The following is an 18,176-nucleotide window of genomic DNA, read 5'->3' as shown; positions in this document are numbered from 1 at the left end:
GCGAGCAGGCTCGCTCCCACAGGGATTGTTGTCCCCAGTGAGGTTTCATAGGTAGTGATGGATCTGTTTCGCAGTGCACCGATTGCCCAGCCACTGGCCGCGCGTTTGCGTGCGACCAATCTGGATGAGTACGTCGGTCAGGAGCACGTGCTCGCTCGCGGCAAGCCTCTGCGTGAGGCGCTGGAGCAGGGTGCCCTGCATTCGATGATCTTCTGGGGCCCGCCGGGCGTGGGCAAAACCACCCTGGCGCGGTTGCTCGCCGAAGTCTCCGATGCGCATTTCGAAACGGTCTCGGCGGTGCTCGCCGGGGTCAAGGAGATCCGGCAGGCCGTTGAAATCGCCAAGCAGCAGGCCGGCCAGTACGGCAAGCGCACGATTTTGTTCGTCGATGAAGTGCACCGCTTCAACAAATCCCAGCAGGACGCGTTCCTGCCTTACGTTGAAGACGGCACGCTGATCTTCATCGGCGCCACCACCGAAAACCCCTCGTTCGAACTCAACAACGCTCTGTTGTCGCGTGCCCGCGTCTACGTGCTGAAAAGCCTCGACGAAGCGGCGCTGCGCAAACTGGTGCACCGCGCACTTACCGAAGAGCGCGGTCTGGGCAAGCGCAACCTGACCCTCAGCGATGAGGGCTTTCAAATGCTGCTGTCCGCCGCCGATGGCGATGGCCGACGTTTACTCAATCTGTTGGAAAACGCCTCCGATCTGGCCGACGACAACAGCGAGATGGGCATCGATCTGTTGCAGAGTTTGCTCGGTGACACGCGCCGGCGTTTCGACAAGGGTGGCGAGGCGTTCTACGACCAGATCTCGGCGCTGCACAAATCGGTGCGCGGCTCCAACCCCGACGGCGCGCTGTACTGGTTTGCGCGGATGATCGACGGCGGTTGCGATCCGCTGTACCTGGCCCGACGCGTAGTGCGCATGGCCAGCGAAGACATCGGCAACGCCGATCCGCGCGCCCTCAGCCTGTGCTTGGCGGCGTGGGAGGTGCAAGAACGTCTCGGCAGCCCGGAAGGCGAGTTGGCCGTGGCCCAGGCCATTACTTATCTGGCCTGCGCGCCGAAAAGTAACGCCGTCTATATGGGCTTCAAAACCGCCCTGCGTGCCGCTGCCGAAAACGGCTCGCTGGAAGTACCGCTGCACCTGCGCAACGCGCCGACCAAACTGATGAAACAATTGGGTTACGGTGACGAATACCGCTACGCCCACGACGAGCCGGATGCTTATGCCGCTGGCGAAGACTATTTCCCGGAAGAGCTCGATCCCATTCCGTTCTACCAACCGGTGCCGCGCGGCCTGGAGTTGAAGATCGGCGAGAAACTCAACCACCTCGCCCAACTTGACCGTTTAAGCCCTCGGCAGCGGAGAAAATAGTGCTTCCATTGATCATTGCGGTCTCCGCCGGCGGGGTTGCCGGCACTTTGTTGCGCTTTGCTACGGGCAATTGGATCAACGCCAATTGGCCGCGGCACTTCTATACCGCGACGCTGGCCGTTAATATCGTGGGCTGTCTGTTGATTGGCGTGTTGTACGGCCTGTTTTTGATACGCCCGGAGGTGCCGATCGAGGTGCGCGCCGGGTTGATGGTTGGCTTCCTCGGGGGGCTGACGACTTTTTCATCCTTTTCACTGGATACGGTGCGCCTGCTGGAAAGCGGGCAAGTGCCGCTGGCCCTGGGCTATGCGGCACTCAGCGTATTCGGCGGGCTGCTCGCGACGTGGGCTGGCCTGTCTTTGACCAAACTTTGATAACGAGAAACCGACATGCTCGATTCCAAACTGTTACGTAGCAACCTTCAGGACGTAGCGGACCGCCTGGCTTCCCGTGGCTTTGCCTTGGATACCGCGCGCATCGAAGCGCTGGAAGAACAGCGCAAGACCGTCCAGACCCGCACCGAAGCACTGCAGGCTGAGCGTAACGCGCGTTCCAAATCCATCGGTCAGGCCAAGCAGCGCGGCGAAGACATCGCGCCGTTGATGGCGGACGTCGAGCGCATGGCGGGCGAACTGAGCGCCGGTAAAGTCGAACTGGACGCGATCCAGACCGAACTGGACTCGATCCTGCTCGGTATCCCCAACCTGCCACACGAATCCGTGCCGGTCGGCAAAGACGAAGACGACAACGTCGAAGTGCGCCGCTGGGGCACGCCGACTGCATTCGATTTCGAAGTGAAAGACCACGTGGCGCTGGGCGAGAAGTTCGGCTGGCTGGACTTTGAAACCGCCGCCAAACTGTCCGGCGCGCGTTTCGCCCTGTTGCGTGGCCCGATCGCCCGTCTGCATCGCGCACTGGCGCAGTTCATGATCAACCTGCACGTCAACGAGCACGGCTACGAAGAGGCGTACACGCCTTATCTGGTTCAGGCCCCGGCGCTGCAAGGCACCGGTCAACTGCCGAAGTTCGAAGAAGACCTGTTCAAGATCGCTCGCGAAGGCGAAGCCGATCTGTACCTGATCCCGACCGCCGAAGTGTCGCTGACCAACATCGTTGCCGGTGAAATCGTCGATTCGAAACTGCTGCCGATCAAGTTCGTTGCCCATACTCCGTGCTTCCGCAGTGAAGCCGGCGCGTCGGGTCGTGACACCCGCGGCATGATTCGTCAGCACCAGTTCGACAAGGTTGAAATGGTCCAGATCGTTGAGCCGTCGACCTCGATGGAAGCACTGGAAGGCCTGACCGCCAACGCCGAAAAGGTCCTGCAACTGCTCGGTCTGCCTTATCGCACCCTGGCGCTGTGCACCGGCGACATGGGCTTCAGCGCGGTCAAGACTTACGATCTGGAAGTGTGGATTCCGAGCCAGGACAAGTACCGCGAAATCTCCTCGTGCTCGAACTGCGGCGACTTCCAGGCCCGTCGTATGCAAGCGCGTTTCCGTAACCCGGAAACCGGCAAGCCTGAGCTGGTGCACACCTTGAACGGTTCCGGTCTGGCGGTTGGCCGTACGCTGGTGGCCGTGCTGGAAAACTACCAGCAGGCCGACGGTTCGATCCGTGTGCCGGACGTGCTGAAGCCGTATATGGGTGGCCTTGAGGTCATCGGCTAAATGAAATATCTGCCGCTGTTTCACAACCTGCGCGGCAGTCGTGTGTTGGTCGTCGGTGGGGGGGAAATTGCCTTGCGCAAATCCCGCCTGCTGGCCGATGCCGGTGCGCTACTGCGGGTGGTCGCACCTGAAATCGAAACGCAACTGCGTGAGTTGGTCGCCGCTTCTGGCGGTGAATGTGTGTTGCGCGGTTACGTCGAGGCGGATCTGGACGGTTGCGGGCTGATCATCGCCGCCACCGACGATGAGACGCTCAACGCACAAGTTTCCACCGATGCTCACAAGCGCTGCGTACCGGTCAACGTGGTCGACGCGCCGGCCTTGTGCAGCGTGATCTTCCCGGCGATCGTCGATCGCTCGCCGCTGATCATCGCGGTGTCCAGCGGCGGCGATGCGCCGGTGCTGGCGCGACTGATCCGCGCCAAGATCGAAACCTGGATTCCGTCGACTTACGGTCAGTTGGCCGGTCTGGCTGCGCGTTTCCGCAATCAGGTAAAAAGCCTGTTTCCGGATGTGCAGCAGCGTCGTGGTTTCTGGGAAGACGTGTTTCAGGGGCCGATTGCTGATCGCCAGCTGGCCGGGCAGGGCGCTGAAGCCGAGCGTCTGCTGCAAGCCAAGATCGATGGCGAAGCCATGGTCACCACCGGCGAGGTGTATCTGGTTGGCGCGGGCCCGGGCGATCCTGACCTGCTGACCTTCAAGGCCCTGCGTCTGATGCAGCAAGCCGACGTGGTGCTGTATGACCGCTTGGTGGCGCCAGCGATTCTTGAGCTGTGTCGTCGTGATGCCGAGCGGGTCTACGTTGGCAAGCGTCGTGCTGATCACGCCGTGCCGCAGGATCAGATCAACCAGCAACTGGTCGATCTGGCCAAGGCCGGCAAGCGCGTAGTGCGCTTGAAGGGCGGTGATCCGTTTATCTTCGGCCGGGGTGGCGAAGAGATCGAAGAACTGGCGGCCCACGGCATTCCGTTTCAGGTGGTGCCGGGCATTACAGCGGCCAGCGGTTGCGCGGCGTATGCCGGGATTCCGTTGACCCATCGTGATTACGCGCAGTCGGTGCGCTTTGTCACCGGGCATTTGAAGGACGGTTCCACCGATTTGCCATGGGTAGACCTTGTCGCCCCGGCGCAGACGCTGGTGTTCTACATGGGCCTGGTGGGGTTGCCGGTGATCTGCGAACAACTGATCAAGCACGGTCGTTCAGCGGATACCCCGGCGGCGTTGATTCAACAGGGCACCACGGTCAATCAGCGAGTCTTTACCGGCACGCTGGCGGATCTGCCGCGATTGGTGGCGGAGCATGAAGTGCATGCGCCGACGTTGGTGATCGTTGGTGAAGTGGTGCAACTGCGCGAGAAACTGGCGTGGTTCGAAGGGGCTCAGGCGCAGGTCTGAAAACCGAGTCGCCTCATTCGCGAGCAGGCTCGCTCCCACATTGGATCTGTGTCGTACACAAAATCCCCTGTAGGAGTGAGCCTGCTCGCGATGAGGCTCTAAAAAATCACAAAAACTCTGGATCAGCCCCGGCGCCAAACCCCTTTGCCGCTCAACCGCGCCCGATCATGGGCCACGGTGAAATCCTGCTCCGGCCCCTTCGGCACAACCCCAGTCGGGTTAATGGTCTTGTGACTGCCGTAGTAGTGATTCTTGATGTGCTGGAAATCCACCGTCTCGGCAATCCCCGGCAGCTGATACAGCTCACGCAGCCAGTTCGACAGATTCGGGTAATCGGCAATCCGCCGCAGGTTGCACTTGAAGTGCCCGTGGTACACCGCGTCAAAACGGATCATCGTGGTGAACAAACGGATGTCCGCTTCCGTCAGGTACTCACCCGACAAGTAGCGATTGGCACCCAACACTCGCTCCAGATGATCCAGTTCGGCAAACACCTCATCGAACGCTTCTTCATAAGCCTGTTGCGAAGTCGCGAAGCCTGCGCGATACACGCCGTTGTTTACCGCCGGATAGATCCGCTCGTTCAGCGCATCAATTTCGCCGCGTAATGGCGCCGGGTAGAAGTCCAGATCGTTGCCAGTCAGATCATCAAAGGCGCTGTTGAACATGCGGATGATTTCCGCTGATTCATTGCTGACGATGCGTTTGAGCTTTTTGTCCCACAGCACTGGTACGGTGACGCGGCCGGTGTAATCGGCGGTGTCGGCGGTATAGCGCTGGTGCATGAATTCAAAACCATCGAGCTTATCGCCCGTCGAACCGAGTGCTTTGTCGAAGGTCCAGCCGTTCTCCAGCATCAGCCAACTGACCACCGAAACGTCGATCAGATTTTCCAGGCCTTTGAGCTTGCGCAGGATCAGCGTGCGATGCGCCCATGGACAGGCGAGGGAAACGTAGAGGTGATAGCGCCCGGCTTCAGCGGCAAAACCGCCTTCACCGCTGGGACCGGGTTCGCCGTTAGCGGTCACCCAGTTGCGGCGCTTGGCCTGTTCGCGCTGAAACGCGCCGTCCTTGCTGCTTTCGTACCACTTGTCCTGCCAGTGGCCATCGACGAGTAAACCCATGATCAAGACTCCGTAAACCAATAATCGTTGGAGTCGAGTCTATTCCGATGAGTTCGAACAAAAAGCGCAAAGATCGGGCGCGAATGATCGGTTAAATCGATTTGTCCCGCGCGGCCCAGTAGTGCTCGGCGGTTGCGAAGGCTTGCTCACGGTTTTGACCGAGGCCGCGCAAGGCCAGGGCCATGGTCGCAATCAGGGCCATTTGCGGGTAACTGTCGACGACATCGCCGCGCCAGACGGCTTTCAGATGTTCAACGTCCAGGGTCGCCGGTTTGACGTGGCGCTGCGCCGACAATTGCGGCCATTCCTCGTCCCAGCTTTCGCCGCCGGTGGTGCCGTAGAGGTGGCTGTCGGCATCCGGGTTGATCTCGATTTCGCCGCCATCACCCTTGACCACAATCGCCGTGTCGCCGAGCAAACCGCTGGCATCGCGGTGAACTGCCTGATAGCCAGGATGGAAGATGCTTTGCAGGCCGCAGCGTGCGCCCAGCGGATTGAGAATCCGCGCCAGGGAATGGATCGGCGAACGCAGGCCCAAGGTGTTGCGCAGGTCGATCATGTTCTGCAACTGCGGCGCCCAGTCCACCAGCGGCATGAACGCCAAGCCGCCGTTGTCCAGTGCTGTGCCGACCTGTTGCCAGGTGCGGCACAACGGAATGTTCAACTCGCCGAGCAGTTGCTCGCTGTACATCCGCCCGGCCGTGTGTGCGCCGCCGCCGTGCATGAAAATGCGCACGCCGTTTTGCGCCAGGCATTTGGCCGCCAGCAGATACCACGGCAGATGACGCTTTTTGCCGGCATAGGTCGGCCAGTCCAGATCGACGTTCAGCTTCGGTGCCTGTAAACGCTCGCGCAGGGCTTCGGTGAAGCCAGCCATTTCCTCGGCGCTTTCTTCCTTGTGCCGCAGCAACATCAGGAATGCACCGAGCTGGGTGTCTTCAACCTTGTCGTCGAGCACCAGGCCCATGGCTTCCCGGGCTTCTTCGCGAGTCAGGTCGCGCGCACCGCGTTTACCCTTGCCGAGGATGCGCACGAATTGGGCGAACGGATGTTCGGCAGGCGTTTCGAGGGTCAGCGCTGGAAAGTCGGTCATAAGCAATTCGTCGGTTTGGGCAGGCCCGCCAGTTTCGCGGCGAGTTTGGCGGGGGTGCCTTTGAACAGTCGGTTCAGGTGCAGGCTGTTGCCCTTGTCCGGGCCGAGTTTTAACGCGGTGTATTTGATCAGCGGCCGTGTGGCCGGGGACAGCTGGAATTCGGCGTAGAAGCTGCGCAACAGTTCGAGGACTTCCCAGTGTTCGGCGGTCAACTCGATCTCTTCGGCGGCAGCGAGGGCGCTGGCAACGTCGGCGGACCAGTCGCTGAGGTCGACAAGAAAACCGTCCTTGTCCAGTTCGATGGCGCGGGCGCCGACGGTCATGGAATTCATAGCCAGCTGTTGACCTTGTCGTGATGGATCGACAGTTCGACGAAGGCCGGGTAATCAATGGCCTCAGCCCACGCCGGGACATCAATGGCGCGAGCCTGTGCATCTTCGGCAAGGACGAATAATTTGATTTGGCGTTGTTCCAGTGCACTGAACGGCGCGGTGCCTGGTTGCAACGCATACACCGCATCGCCGGAGAGCAGCAATGCATCAGCGCTGCCGATCAGGCGCAGGCAACTGGTCAGGCGATCGTCGCCAAACGGGGAATGAGACAACACATGCAAAGTCGACATCAGAGGGTGATCACCTGGTCGTAACGGTCAATAAGGGCGGTGATTTGCTCGGTAGCGAGCGGCTGCGCTTCGTCTAGCGACAGATTGCCGAGACCGCGAGTACTGGCACTCTCTGCGCAGTAGAACAACTCTTCGATACCAAACATTGGCAGCGCCTGCAGGTTGGCGCTGAGGTCTTTCTGTTGCAGCGCCTTGGCGTTCTGCCCAGCGGCCAGTTGCAACACGCCGTCATCGAGAAACAGCAAACCGATCGGCAGATCGAACGCGCCGCCGGCCAGCACAATGTCCAGCGCTTCGCGAGCCGCCGGGCCGGACCACGGCGATTGACGGCTGATGATCAACAGGGATTTGGCCATCTCACGCACCTCCGAAGCAGATCAAGCGGTCAGCGTCTTGCACGGCGTCATGCAACTGACCGAGGCCGGACAATTCCCACGGCGCGCTGACCGAAATCGCTTCACGCTGGTAGCGCTTGGCTTCTTCAGCATTTAGCGCACCACGGCGCAGGGCGGCGGCGATGCACACCACGCCGTCCAGCTTTTGCTCGGTAATGAAGGCGCGCCATTGTTTGGGCAGGTCCAGTTCGTCCTGCGGGGTGACTACCGCATCCGAAGCGTTATAAACGCCGTCCTGATAGAAAAACAGCCGGACAATCTCATGCCCGCCGGCCAGCGCGGCCTGCGCAAACAGCAGGGCGCGGCGCGAGGAGGGCGCATGGGCGGCGGAAAACAGCGCGATGGCGAACTTCATGACGGACTCGATCAGCAAAACTGCGGCCATGATAAAGCTTTATCGAAGCCGCCGCGAAACCTTGTAGGCCTTCGCCTGCTCGCGATAGCGGTCTGTCAGTTGGTGAAGATGAAGAATGTGTCGGCGCCTTCGTCGGAACGCCGCCCGGAGCCGGCTCGCTCCTACAGAGATTTTTGTTGTCGTCGGTTAGCGCGGCATATAGCCCAGTTGCCAGCGCCGCGGGATTTTCAGCGAGAGCAGCCCGATCATCGCCGCCAGAAACCCGCTGACAAACATCGCCTTCAGTCCCAAATGATGTTCCAGCACCGCCCCCAGAATCGCGCCGATAAACATTCCGCTCCAAGGCACCAGTTGCACTCGCCAGCCACTGCGCCGTTCGCCAAGCATCCAGCGGCCCAATCCACGGCCGAACCGCGACAACGCGCCAGTCACGTAAGTCAGCCCGACCGGTAAGCCATTCACTTCTTCGACCGCCGCGTTGAGCATGCCCATCGCAATGATCGCCGCCATCAGCGCCGGCAGTTGGGTGTCGAATGGCCAGACCGCCGCCGCGCACAGCAGGGTGGCGATACACAGCAGCAGCGGCAGCGCCCGGCGTCCGCCGAAACGTGCGACGACGACCCCCAAGGCATTGCCGACAATAAATGTTGCGACGAGGATCAACAGGCGCACAGTCAATCCGACGTCGCCATCGCTGATCGCCACGGCGAGTCGGGTGGTGTTGCCGCTCATGAACGAGACGAAATCGCCGCTGGCCATAAAGCCAATGGCGTCGGTCATTCCGGCCAGCACCGAGAGGCTGGCCACCAGCGCCAGACCAATCCGCCCGCGCCACTTTTGTGTGTGCAGGTGGCCGGGGCTGGCGCGGTGAGTCGAGGCGGATGGCAGCATGAGTGGCGGTGTCCTTTCGCGGCGGTTACGGTTCTATGCCATACAGATCGCAATACTCCAGCCAATCCATCCCGGCCATTTCCGCGACTTCACGATGTACTTCCAGGCGCTGCGCCTGGTATTCCTCAGGCGAGTCAGCGGTCAGTTGCAAGGTCAGCTCCCAGGCGAACAGTCCGCGACTTTCCGCTTCGGCCTCAAACGCTTCATGCAGGCGCTCTTCGCGATACTGCGCTTGACTTTCGCCTTTGGCCTGGGCCAGTAACGGGTTGAGGTGGTCGAGGGTCTCGCGCAGTTCGGGGCGCGCGTCGAGAAATATTTTCAGGGCATGTTCATGTCGCTGGTCGTTAGGCGCCATGGGGTTTCCTTGTGAGGCTGATGAGCTTAGGTTGCCGCAGCGGCCTGCGCGTGTCGCGCTATAAATGCAGTAAAGCAGAACGATTTCTGCTGCTGCGGTGATACAGTCCGCTTTTTTCTGAATGAGCGAATGCAATGCGAACTCTGATGGTAGCGCTGGCGGTGACGCTGCTGGCCGGTTGCGCAGGCTCGGTGATGGACGATGCTCGTACCAAAGCCCCCTATAAAGTACTGACTTCGGACAAAGCCGAGAAAGTCGTGGCGCAATGTGTGCAGTTCGGCTGGCAGGACGAGGCGGTGTTCGGCGTGGACGCGGCGGCGTATCTGGAACCGCGCAAATCGGGCGGGACGACGGTGTATACCCGGTCGGCGGAGTCGTTTGTCGACGTGATTACCGAAGCTTCGGGGACGACGCTGAATTACTACGCGCAGAAGGATGACTTTGTCGCCAAGCGCCGGTTGGCGGCGTTGGCGACCTGCCTGTAGGGCCAATGGTCGCGGTGAGGTTCAAGCCGCCTTCGCGAGCAAGCTCGCTCCCACATCGATTCTTTGTCGGTCATTAATCCAGTGTGGGAGCGAGCCTGCTCGCGAAGGGGTCGGTACATTCAACCTGCAAGTCGCTTTTGGAAAAAATGCCGCTTGTGCCCCGGCGGATAGTCGACGATCTCACCAAACTGGCTATACCCCAGCTTCTTGTAGAACTCTGGTGCCTGAAAGTCGAACGTGTCGAGCCATGCGCCGATGCAGCCTTTCTCCCGCGCGAGCTCCTCGGCCATGTGCATCAGCTTCGAGCCAATTCCCTGGCCCCGGCCTGCTTCAGGCACTGACAGCAAATCGATGAACAACCACTGACAGACCAGTCGGCCATAAAGTCCGCCCAGAATCTTGTCGTGATCATCGCGCACCAGCAGGGTGAGCGGCTCTGATACCGCGATCCCGGCCTTGGCCACGTTATAGGCATGCAGGGGCGCCAAAATGGCCTGGCGTTCTTCTTCTGTGGAATGTTGCGACAGCTCGATGCGCAAATTCATGCGTGACTTCCTTGTAGTTTGAACCCGCAGCCTATCCTGCCCGGCACCTGTCTTCCAAGCCCTGCCGCAACCCGTTGGAACTGCCGCTCTCGCGTCGGGGTCTAGCCTTTACAGCGTCACTCCAGCACGCGGTTGATGAGGATCCCCCATGAATATTTTCGAAGCCCTTCGCGAAAGCCATGACCGCCAGCGTACTTACGCCAAAAGCCTGATCGAAACCAGCGGTGACACCCCGGAGCGGGTTGAGGCTTATAAGTTGTTGAAAGCCGAATTGCAGGCCCACGAAACGGCCGAAGAGCGTCATTTCTACATTCCGTTGATGGAATACGACAACGGTGTCGATCTCAGCCGCCACGCCATTTCCGAACACCATGAAATGGACGAGATGATGGAAGAGCTAGATGAGACCGAGATGTCCAGCCCGGCCTGGCTGGCCACTGCCAAAAAGCTCTCTGACAAAGTTCACCATCACCTGAAGGAAGAAGAACAGAAGTTCTTCCAGATGGCTGGCAAATTGCTCAGCGAAAAACAGAAAGAACAACTCGCCGGGCAGTACGAAAAGGAGTTCAACGCACAGCTGCCGTGAGTACTGAATGGCAGTCTTTGCAGCATTGGCGTGTAATCTTTTGGCGTCATCTCAGGTGGGCGTTGTCGTAAAAGACTGTATATCCATCCAGTATTTGCGGTGTTTTTACAGTTCTAGGCTGCTGACTGCGACAAAACCGCCGATGGACAAAAAATCCGTCTCCGTTAGCTTGAAGGCCTCTCCTCGGAAAGGAGAGTTCTTAAATCAACGGAGTGAAAAACATGAATCAACCACAAGCACAAACCCTACTGCGACACGGTCGTGTGATTTCCCCTGCAAGCCGCGGTGCGGTAGCGATCGAGCAAGGATTGCTCGGCGCCTGGCAGGTCAACGAAATGGAAGGCGGGAAGAATTTCCCGGCGCTGGCGGCGGGGCCATTTCCGGCGCCTTACCAGAGCGACTCGGACAGTGTCACGCCACCAGCCGACGGCTACATTCTTAGCGGTGGCAAGAGCGATGCCCGCGATTGCGTGAACTTCACCAATGACGAAATGAGCAAAAAGCTCGCTCGTCCGTTCACCTGGCCGCTGCTCAATGTCACCCCGGGGCAGACCCTCGAAATCAAATGGGAATACACCGCGCCGCACACCACGCGTGGTTACCGCTGGCTGATCACCAAGGATGGCTGGGACCCGAAACAGCGTATTACCCGTGCGCAACTGGAAGCCCAACCGTTCTTCGAGGACTTCTACACTCAGGTGCCTTATTACAGTTACCCGAATGAGTTGAAGGCCAAGGTCAATCACGCGGTGAAACTACCGACCAACAAGACGGGCCATCACGTGATCGTGCTGATGTGGATCGTCGCCAATACCGGCAACGCCTTCTATCAGGCTTTCGACGTCGACTTCAAATAACGGCGCTGCGTCGCCAAACCCACACGTTCTGAAGGATTAGAACATGTCAAAAATCGATTTCTCTTTAGTGCAAAACGCGGCGAGCGATGCCGCCTCGCTGATGCCGAGCATTGCCGGTAAAAAGATCCTCATGGGCTTCTGGCACAACTGGCCGGCGGGCCCGAGCGACGGTTATCGCCAGGGTCGCTTTGCCAGCCTCTCGCTGGAGGAGGTGCCCAAGGAATACAACGTCGTCGCGGTCGCTTTCATGAAGGGCAGCGGGATTCCGACCTTCAAGCCGTTCAACGTTTCCGATGCCGAGTTCCGCCGCCAGGTCGGTGTGCTCAACAGCCAGGGTCGGGCCGTGCTGATTTCACTCGGTGGCGCCGACGCGCATATCGAGTTGCGCAGCGGTCAGGAACAACCGCTGGCCAATGAAATCATCCGTCTGGTGGAAATCTACGGCTTCGACGGACTGGACATCGATCTTGAACAGAGCGCGATTGACTTCGCTGCCAACAAGACGGTCCTCCCGGCAGCGCTGAAACTGGTCAAGGATCACTACGCAGGCCAGGGCAAGCACTTCATCATCAGCATGGCCCCGGAGTTTCCGTACCTGACCAGCACCGGTAAATACGTGAGCTACCTGCAGGCACTGGACGGCTACTACGACTTTGTCGCCCCACAGTTCTACAACCAGGGCGGTGACGGGGTCTGGGTGCCGGAAGCCAACAACGGCGCGGGTGCGTGGATTGCGCAGAACAACGATGCGCTGAAGGAGGATTTCCTCTACTACCTGACCGAAAGTCTGGTAACCGGCACTCGCGGCTTCACGCGGATCCCGGCGGACAAGTTCGTCATCGGCCTACCGGCCAACAAAGATGCGGCAGCCACCGGTTATGTGATCGACAAAACCGTGGTCGGGAATGTCCTTAAGCGTCTGGCGATCAAGGGGCTGCCGATCAAGGGTTTGATGACCTGGTCGGTGAATTGGGACAACGGCACCAGCAAGGATGGCTTGCCGTACAACTGGGAATTCAGCCGGCGTTATGGGCCGTTGATTCACGGGGTTCCTGCTGCCGAGCAGGCTGTTGGTGACATGCGTTCGCTCATCGCTCGGTAGTTGCAAATAAAGAAGCCCGGTAGCGCTGCCGGGCTTTTTTATTGGTTTGGAATGCGTGCGGGTATGTTTTTATTCGGTTTTAACCAGGACGTAGAGATTGTCATTGATCGACATTTTTTCGATTCTATTTAACGAGATAAACTCTTTGAATTCTTTTTCGAGTGTTTTCTTGTCGCAGTATTTTTCATATATAAGCGGTCTGTCCAAAGCGTAAATGTAGAGGCGCCATACGTCAAAGCCGTCGATTCTACTATTTGAACCGTAGTCAAAATTCACTGATTCGGTAGTGAAGTGAACGATGCAGCCAACTCCATGAAGCTCGTACTGGGTGTTGTCAGTTATGTCTCCGCAACGTTGTATTTGATTGCTGCGCCAAAGCCTCAGGATATTTCTGGTACCAAACCTTTTCTCTAGCAGCAACGTCGCACTATCGACCTTAGAAAGAAAGTCGTTAATGAGGTCTTCAAGGCTTTTGTCTTTTTTGTTCATCTTCTTCTGTGATGCTCCAATCTGTCATTGCCGACGTTAGCCGCTGACTCTAGTACTTCTTGAATAGTGTTTAGGGTGCCGTGGTGATCTTTGATGTTCGTTATTAGCTGGATCGTTACTTCTGTAGAGGTTTGTCGTGCAGCCGAAGCTCTATGATGGCCATCTAGAATATAGAGGCTGCCGTGGTGCTCAGCGACATCTATTGGATACTCGCGATTGAACCCAATGTTTCGCATTTCTATCCTCATTGCCTCGACTAGTTTAGTTGAGGTTTTTCCCATGAGCGCATGTGTTCGCTTCAATGTTTTTGGGTCTACGCCATGAGTCAGATTTGGTACCTGTGGCTCACCCTCATCAACCTTAGCCCCATCAATCCCACCCGGCACCTCACACCCAGGCTTATTCGGCGGCGGGCAGTTGGAACTCAACCCCAACGGATCCACCCACCCCGTCGGATTCGGCACGTACTGGTACTGATTCAACCCACCGGCCAACTTGATCGGATCCGGCGTCAGATACCGGCCCAACCGCGGGTCGTAATACCGATGCCGGTTGTAATGCAGGCCGCTTTCCGCATCGAAGTACTGCCCTTGAAAACGCAGCGGCTGGTTCAGGTAGTCCTCGCCGGCCAGGGTCAGTGCGGCGACTTTGCCGTAGGCGTCGTATTGCGCGGACCAGACGATGTCGCCGCTGTAGTCGGTGAGTTCCTGGGGGGTGCCGAGGTGGTCGAGTTGGTAGTAGAAGGGGCAGGCTTTTTTCGGGCCTTTGCCGTCGAGTAGCGCGAGGGGGCGGAAGGTGCCGGGTTCGTAGACGTAGCTGCGGTATTCGCTTTCGCTGCTTTCGGCGACGAGGTGGTCGCCCTGCCAGAAGAATTCGGTGGTGGCGTCGCCGACGGTTTTGCGGATGCGCCGGCCAAAGGCGTCGTATTGGTAGGACGCGGTCTGGCCGTCGGGGCGGGTCAGGCCGATCAGGCGGTGTTGGCTGTCGTAGCGGTATTCGGTGACGAGTGTCTGCGCGCGGCCTCGCCGTTCGCGGATCAGGTTGCCGAAGGCGTCGTAGTCGTAATGACGGTCGCCCTGCATCAGCAGGCGATTGCCCTTGATCTGGCTCGGGCCGGGGCGGTCCTGCATCAGCAGGTTGCCGGCCGGGTCGTGGGCGAAGGATTCCGGCAGTTCGTCGCGCGAGTGGCGTACGCGGATCAGGCGATTGAGGGCGTCGTAGCCGTAGGTGCGCTGACCGTGGCGAGTGTCGGCAATGTGCGCGAGATTGCCGTTGGCGCTGTAGGCATAATCGCGGCGGTACAGCGAATCGCGCTGATGGCCTACGGCGTGGGCGAGTAATCGTCCCTGATCGTCGTAGGAGTATTCGCTGAGCAGCAGGCCCTGTTGGCGTTGCCGTTCGCGCCCAGACTGGTAGACGTGGCGTGTCAGCGGCGTGCCGTTGAGGTCGATGTCGGTCAGCGCGCCGCCCTTGGCGTGGCGGTAGTCGAGCACGCTGTTGTCCGGCAGGCGCATGCGTTTGAGCTGACCACAGGCGTCGTAGCGGTAACGCAGGGTGCCCCAGCCCTGATGCTCGGTGATCAAGCGGTCCTGGCGGTCGTACTCGAAGGCCAGCGGGTGTTGCTGGCCGTCGTCGACACCGACCAAGCGGCCGAGGCGGTCGTATTGATAAGTGACCTTGATCCCGTCCGGCAGAGTTTTGACCAGCAGCCGGCCAGCAGCATCGCGTGCATATCCGGTAATCAGCGTCGAGCCGTCATCACCGAACTCGGTCTTTTCCAGCAGATGGCCGTTGAGGTCATAGGCGTACGCCGTGCGCCGGCCATCAAAACCGCTTTCCTGACGAATCAGCCCGGTCGGCGTGTAATCGAGCCGGTACTTTTCCCCGGACTCGTTTTCGATCTCGGTGAGCAATAACTGCGCATGGTCGTAGCGGTACTGCACCCGCGTGCCGTCGGGGTTGATCCGCCGCGAGACAAGGTGCAGATCGTCGTCATATTCATAACGGGTGATGCGCCCGAGTTCATCCCGTTCGGCAGTGACCTGGCCGTAGGCGCCGTAGCTGTAGGCGCGGGTGCTACCAGTAGGAAAAGTCGTCTGAATCAGTCGGCCAACGGCGTCCCAATGCTGACGGGTGACCGCACCGTGTTCGTCGGCGGTGGTGGTCCGCCGCCCCAGTGCGTCGTAGGAAAAACGCCGCACGCCACCGTCGGGCAGCGTTTCTTCGGTCAACTGGCCAAGGGCATTCCAGACCAGCCGATGCCGGCTGCTGTCCGGGTAGCGGATCGACAGCAACTGACCCCGGGTGTCGTAGTAGTAATGGGTGACCTGGCCATCGGGGTCGACCGCTTCGGTGACATCGCCCTCGGCATTGCGCCGGTAGATCCACACCGCGTCACCGCGAGAGCGTTTGTGCAGGAAACCGTTGCGATACTCGTAGGACGTGGGCGCCTCATCCGGTGGAATCAGCGCGATCAGCCGTCCGACCTCGTCGTAGCGGTATTCGGTGACCGCGCCCAAAGCGTCCTGCTCGGCGATCAAGCGCCCCGAAGAATCATAGGCCTTGAGCTGCTCGCCACCGTCAGCCTCGACCTTGCGCACCAGCCGCGCACGATCATCGTGGACGTAGGTCTCTTCGGTGCCATCGACGTAATGCACCGCGACACTGCCGTCGTCATTCCAGACGTAACGTGTGTCCATCTGCGAGAACGATGCCCAGTGGCGCACGCACCGTGCCGATTTCCCCGAGCGCTCCCACTCCCAGAAAAAACTCGCGCCGCCGGCCAGTTGCCGCTGCAGAATCACGTGAGCGTCGTCGTAGTCGTAACGCTCGCTGTCACCGACGGCGTTGGTCGCTTCGACCAGATGCTGGTAGGCGTCGTAGCGGTAACTGACCAGCGCCTGTTCGGTACTCCAGGCTCCGTCGCGAAACACCTGATAATCGACACCGAGCAACTGCGCGCGGTCATAGCGCAACAGCAGCGAACGCCCGGCCCCGTTATCCAGTCGCTGCACCCGGTCAGAGCGATCGCTCTGCACCGTCAGACGATTGCCATAGGCATCGCTGATCGCTGTCAGTCGTCCTGCGCGAAAGTGATAAAACCGCGCCGTTTCCCCGGCCAGCGCGAGTATCAGCTCTTCCGGTTCATCCCCCAGAAAGATCGCCGCCCGCGACAGGCTGTTGTGAATCGCCGGTCGCTCAACACTCGGCAGCGGAAAACGGGTACGGCGGTTCTCGTGATCGACCCAAACAACCTCATCGGCGAAAAACTCCAGCCGATGCGCCAGCGAATGACTCCAGCCAAACCCCAGCCCGACATCAATCTCGACGGCGCTGGAGCGATACAACCGCGTGAACTCAAACGGCAGCACACCATCGAGCAGCGCATCAGTCAGGGTCAGCAGTTCTTCACCGGTGACCATCGACACCGGACAACCGTTGGTACAGGTGCGCGGCACGCAATCGGCGCTGTCGCCGTTGGGGTTTTTCGCCTGATCCGGCGAATCGTCATGCGGTTCATGCCGTTCGATCCGGCTCGAACCGCCAGACTTGTCCCGCACAACAGGCGCCGGATTCGGCACCGTCAACACCAGCGAATCGGCCTGACGAATGTTCAGCGGTATCGCCGGTGTCGGTTTCAACTCAACGTCACGCACATTGAGCATCAGCGGCTTCAAAACGCTGGCATGCCGCGTCAAATCCGCCGAGGACGTCAGTTCGGCCAAGCGCAAAGCCGACGCCGCCAGCCATTCCCGCGCCCGGGGTGATTTGATCTTCGCCAGCACCTTGCTGCTCAAGCGCACCGGCACGCCGACGCCACCCGACAACCCCATCAGCAGAAAACTGATCAGCAGTTCGACCCGCACCTCGGCCACCACTTCGGCCAGGTGCTGCGGCGGCAGCATCTTCAGCCAACTGGTAAACGCGGCCATATGAATGAACAGCAACGGTTCGTCACTGAGGATCAGCAAGCCGTTGGCGATGGCGTCGCTGGACGCTTGCAGAAGCGCTTCAAGTTCAGCCTCGCTGAGGTATTCCAGCAGTTTTTCGCTGTTGGCCTGCAGGTCGGCGAGGAGTGCGAATACCTGTTTGATGTCATCCCAAACGCCATTCAGGGCTTTCTCGAACCCGCGCCAGTCGGCCTGTTGCAACTGACCGTAACGCTGAAGAAACCCGGCGCTGGAAAACTCCGTCCACTGGGGTTGAAACCCTGCCCACTCCGCGCGCAGCCAGCCTTCCAGGCCTGCAATGACGCCTTCATAAGAGGCATACAGGGCACGCACATGGTCGGTGGACACATCGGGAAAGAAGGTGATGCGATAACGCTGGCCCCGATCGCAATCGGTCACCTGCAGAATGCCGCTGGGGCCGATGGTGTGGTGCAGCGGTTCGCCGAAAGTCAGCACGCCGCCGACATCGGCAAGCACCGGTTCGAGCGTCACCGGCGTGTCGCCAATCGGCACAAACCGCGCGGCCTCGAACATGTGCACCAGCGTCAGCGACCCACTGGCCGAGCACATGACCACCGATGAACTGAGCGGTTGACGCGACTTGATCGGCGCGCTGAGGCGCACGTCGTTACCGACGGTGAAGACCTGCTCGACATCCAGCGCGGTGCCTGTCCAGAACTGCTCGGCCCAGGCGTCGTAGTTGTTCAGACACAGGCGGAATTCGCGGATCAGGTGTTCGAAGTCCGGCTCGTCCGGGTTCAAAGCAGCAACAACGAGCAGGCCGATGCTGTTGTTCAGGGCCAGCAGCCGATCGGTTGGAAGCATTCGCAGTCTCTCGCGCACATCAAAAAGGTGCGGGGACTTTGCGGGGGATCAAACAGG

At 59.7% G+C, this 18,176-nt stretch carries 19 protein-coding genes; 8 read left to right on the top strand and 11 right to left on the bottom strand.

Annotated features, from left to right (window positions below; genetic code table 11):
- The first annotated feature begins 57 nt into the window (after positions 1–57).
- From AC5SEM_RS14615 to cysG, 4 genes are read left to right on the top strand one after another with little or no spacing between them, the layout of a single operon-like run.
- Positions 58–1,380 carry a replication-associated recombination protein A gene (locus tag AC5SEM_RS14615; protein WP_212621553.1) on the top strand — a complete coding sequence of 441 codons (1,323 nt, stop codon included), beginning with the start codon at positions 58–60 and terminating at the stop codon, positions 1,378–1,380.
- Positions 1,380–1,754, top strand: a complete 375-nt coding sequence (crcB, locus tag AC5SEM_RS14610) for a fluoride efflux transporter CrcB (RefSeq protein WP_053121588.1) — start codon at positions 1,380–1,382, stop codon at positions 1,752–1,754. The genes AC5SEM_RS14615 and crcB overlap by 1 nt, the downstream gene beginning before the upstream one ends.
- 15 nt (positions 1,755–1,769) lie before the next feature.
- On the top strand, positions 1,770–3,050 hold the full coding sequence (gene serS, locus AC5SEM_RS14605) for a serine--tRNA ligase (protein ID WP_007908080.1): 1,281 nt from the start codon (positions 1,770–1,772) through the stop codon (positions 3,048–3,050).
- Positions 3,051–4,445 (top strand): siroheme synthase CysG, encoded by a 1,395-nt coding sequence (gene cysG / locus AC5SEM_RS14600; protein WP_495473424.1) that lies wholly within the window; start codon positions 3,051–3,053, stop codon positions 4,443–4,445. It begins immediately after the preceding gene.
- Between the two features lie 122 nt (positions 4,446–4,567).
- Here the strand turns inward: cysG and AC5SEM_RS14595 are convergent, their stop codons facing one another.
- From AC5SEM_RS14595 to AC5SEM_RS14560, 8 genes are all read right to left on the bottom strand, one after another.
- Positions 4,568–5,569 carry a glutathione S-transferase family protein gene (locus tag AC5SEM_RS14595; RefSeq protein ID WP_495473423.1) on the bottom strand — a complete coding sequence of 334 codons (1,002 nt, stop codon included), beginning with the start codon at positions 5,567–5,569 and terminating at the stop codon, positions 4,568–4,570.
- Positions 5,570–5,660: 91 nt separating this feature from the next.
- The gene (locus AC5SEM_RS14590; RefSeq protein WP_495473422.1) at positions 5,661–6,662 is read right to left on the bottom strand and encodes a glycosyl transferase family protein; all 1,002 of its coding nucleotides are present in this window, start codon (positions 6,660–6,662) and stop codon (positions 5,661–5,663) included.
- Positions 6,659–6,994 (bottom strand): TusE/DsrC/DsvC family sulfur relay protein, encoded by a 336-nt coding sequence (locus AC5SEM_RS14585; protein WP_116030131.1) that lies wholly within the window; start codon positions 6,992–6,994, stop codon positions 6,659–6,661. Before AC5SEM_RS14585 ends, AC5SEM_RS14590 begins: the two co-directional genes overlap by 4 nt.
- Positions 6,991–7,284 (bottom strand): sulfurtransferase complex subunit TusB, encoded by a 294-nt coding sequence (tusB, locus tag AC5SEM_RS14580; protein WP_495473421.1) that lies wholly within the window; start codon positions 7,282–7,284, stop codon positions 6,991–6,993. The genes AC5SEM_RS14585 and tusB overlap by 4 nt, the downstream gene beginning before the upstream one ends.
- A complete protein-coding gene (tusC, locus tag AC5SEM_RS14575) occupies positions 7,284–7,640 on the bottom strand; it encodes a sulfurtransferase complex subunit TusC (protein ID WP_495473420.1) in 357 nt (118 codons plus the stop codon). Before tusC ends, tusB begins: the two co-directional genes overlap by 1 nt.
- Position 7,641: 1 nt before the next feature.
- Positions 7,642–8,034, bottom strand: coding sequence for a sulfurtransferase complex subunit TusD (tusD, locus tag AC5SEM_RS14570; protein WP_077573604.1), 393 nt, complete (start codon positions 8,032–8,034; stop codon positions 7,642–7,644).
- A gap of 186 nt (positions 8,035–8,220) precedes the next feature.
- Positions 8,221–8,925 (bottom strand): YoaK family protein, encoded by a 705-nt coding sequence (locus AC5SEM_RS14565; RefSeq protein WP_116030129.1) that lies wholly within the window; start codon positions 8,923–8,925, stop codon positions 8,221–8,223.
- 25 nt (positions 8,926–8,950) lie between these two features.
- Positions 8,951–9,280, bottom strand: coding sequence for a DUF6388 family protein (locus AC5SEM_RS14560; RefSeq protein ID WP_495473419.1), 330 nt, complete (start codon positions 9,278–9,280; stop codon positions 8,951–8,953).
- Positions 9,281–9,414: 134 nt separating this feature from the next.
- Here AC5SEM_RS14560 and AC5SEM_RS14555 point away from each other — a divergent pair, with 134 nt between their 5' ends.
- Positions 9,415–9,765, top strand: a complete 351-nt coding sequence (locus AC5SEM_RS14555; protein WP_495473418.1) for a hypothetical protein — start codon at positions 9,415–9,417, stop codon at positions 9,763–9,765.
- Between the two features lie 119 nt (positions 9,766–9,884).
- Here AC5SEM_RS14555 and AC5SEM_RS14550 read toward each other — a convergent pair whose 3' ends face one another.
- Positions 9,885–10,310: a GNAT family N-acetyltransferase gene (locus AC5SEM_RS14550; RefSeq protein ID WP_150775035.1), complete on the bottom strand. Its 426-nt coding sequence runs from the start codon at positions 10,308–10,310 to the stop codon at positions 9,885–9,887.
- Positions 10,311–10,458: 148 nt separating this feature from the next.
- On the opposite strand from AC5SEM_RS14550, the gene AC5SEM_RS14545 reads away from it, so the two are divergent.
- The 3 genes from AC5SEM_RS14545 (at position 10,459) to AC5SEM_RS14535 (ending at position 12,855) form a co-directional block, all read left to right on the top strand.
- Positions 10,459–10,896 (top strand): hemerythrin domain-containing protein, encoded by a 438-nt coding sequence (locus tag AC5SEM_RS14545; RefSeq protein WP_137219239.1) that lies wholly within the window; start codon positions 10,459–10,461, stop codon positions 10,894–10,896.
- Positions 10,897–11,117: 221 nt separating this feature from the next.
- Positions 11,118–11,753: a lytic polysaccharide monooxygenase auxiliary activity family 9 protein gene (locus tag AC5SEM_RS14540; protein WP_495473417.1), complete on the top strand. Its 636-nt coding sequence runs from the start codon at positions 11,118–11,120 to the stop codon at positions 11,751–11,753.
- Between the two features lie 43 nt (positions 11,754–11,796).
- On the top strand, positions 11,797–12,855 hold the full coding sequence (locus AC5SEM_RS14535) for a chitinase (protein WP_495473416.1): 1,059 nt from the start codon (positions 11,797–11,799) through the stop codon (positions 12,853–12,855).
- Positions 12,856–12,924: 69 nt separating this feature from the next.
- Here the strand turns inward: AC5SEM_RS14535 and AC5SEM_RS14530 are convergent, their stop codons facing one another.
- Both AC5SEM_RS14530 and AC5SEM_RS14525 read right to left on the bottom strand, forming a co-directional pair.
- Positions 12,925–13,344 carry a DUF6896 domain-containing protein gene (locus AC5SEM_RS14530; RefSeq protein WP_495473415.1) on the bottom strand — a complete coding sequence of 140 codons (420 nt, stop codon included), beginning with the start codon at positions 13,342–13,344 and terminating at the stop codon, positions 12,925–12,927.
- A complete protein-coding gene (locus AC5SEM_RS14525) occupies positions 13,341–18,119 on the bottom strand; it encodes an RHS repeat-associated core domain-containing protein (protein WP_495473414.1) in 4,779 nt (1,592 codons plus the stop codon). The genes AC5SEM_RS14530 and AC5SEM_RS14525 overlap by 4 nt, the downstream gene beginning before the upstream one ends.
- Positions 18,120–18,176: the final 57 nt, after the last annotated feature.

The sequence above is a fragment of the Pseudomonas sp. CH61 genome, from assembly GCF_059429415.1.
This window is presented reverse-complemented; position numbering and strand designations above follow the sequence as displayed.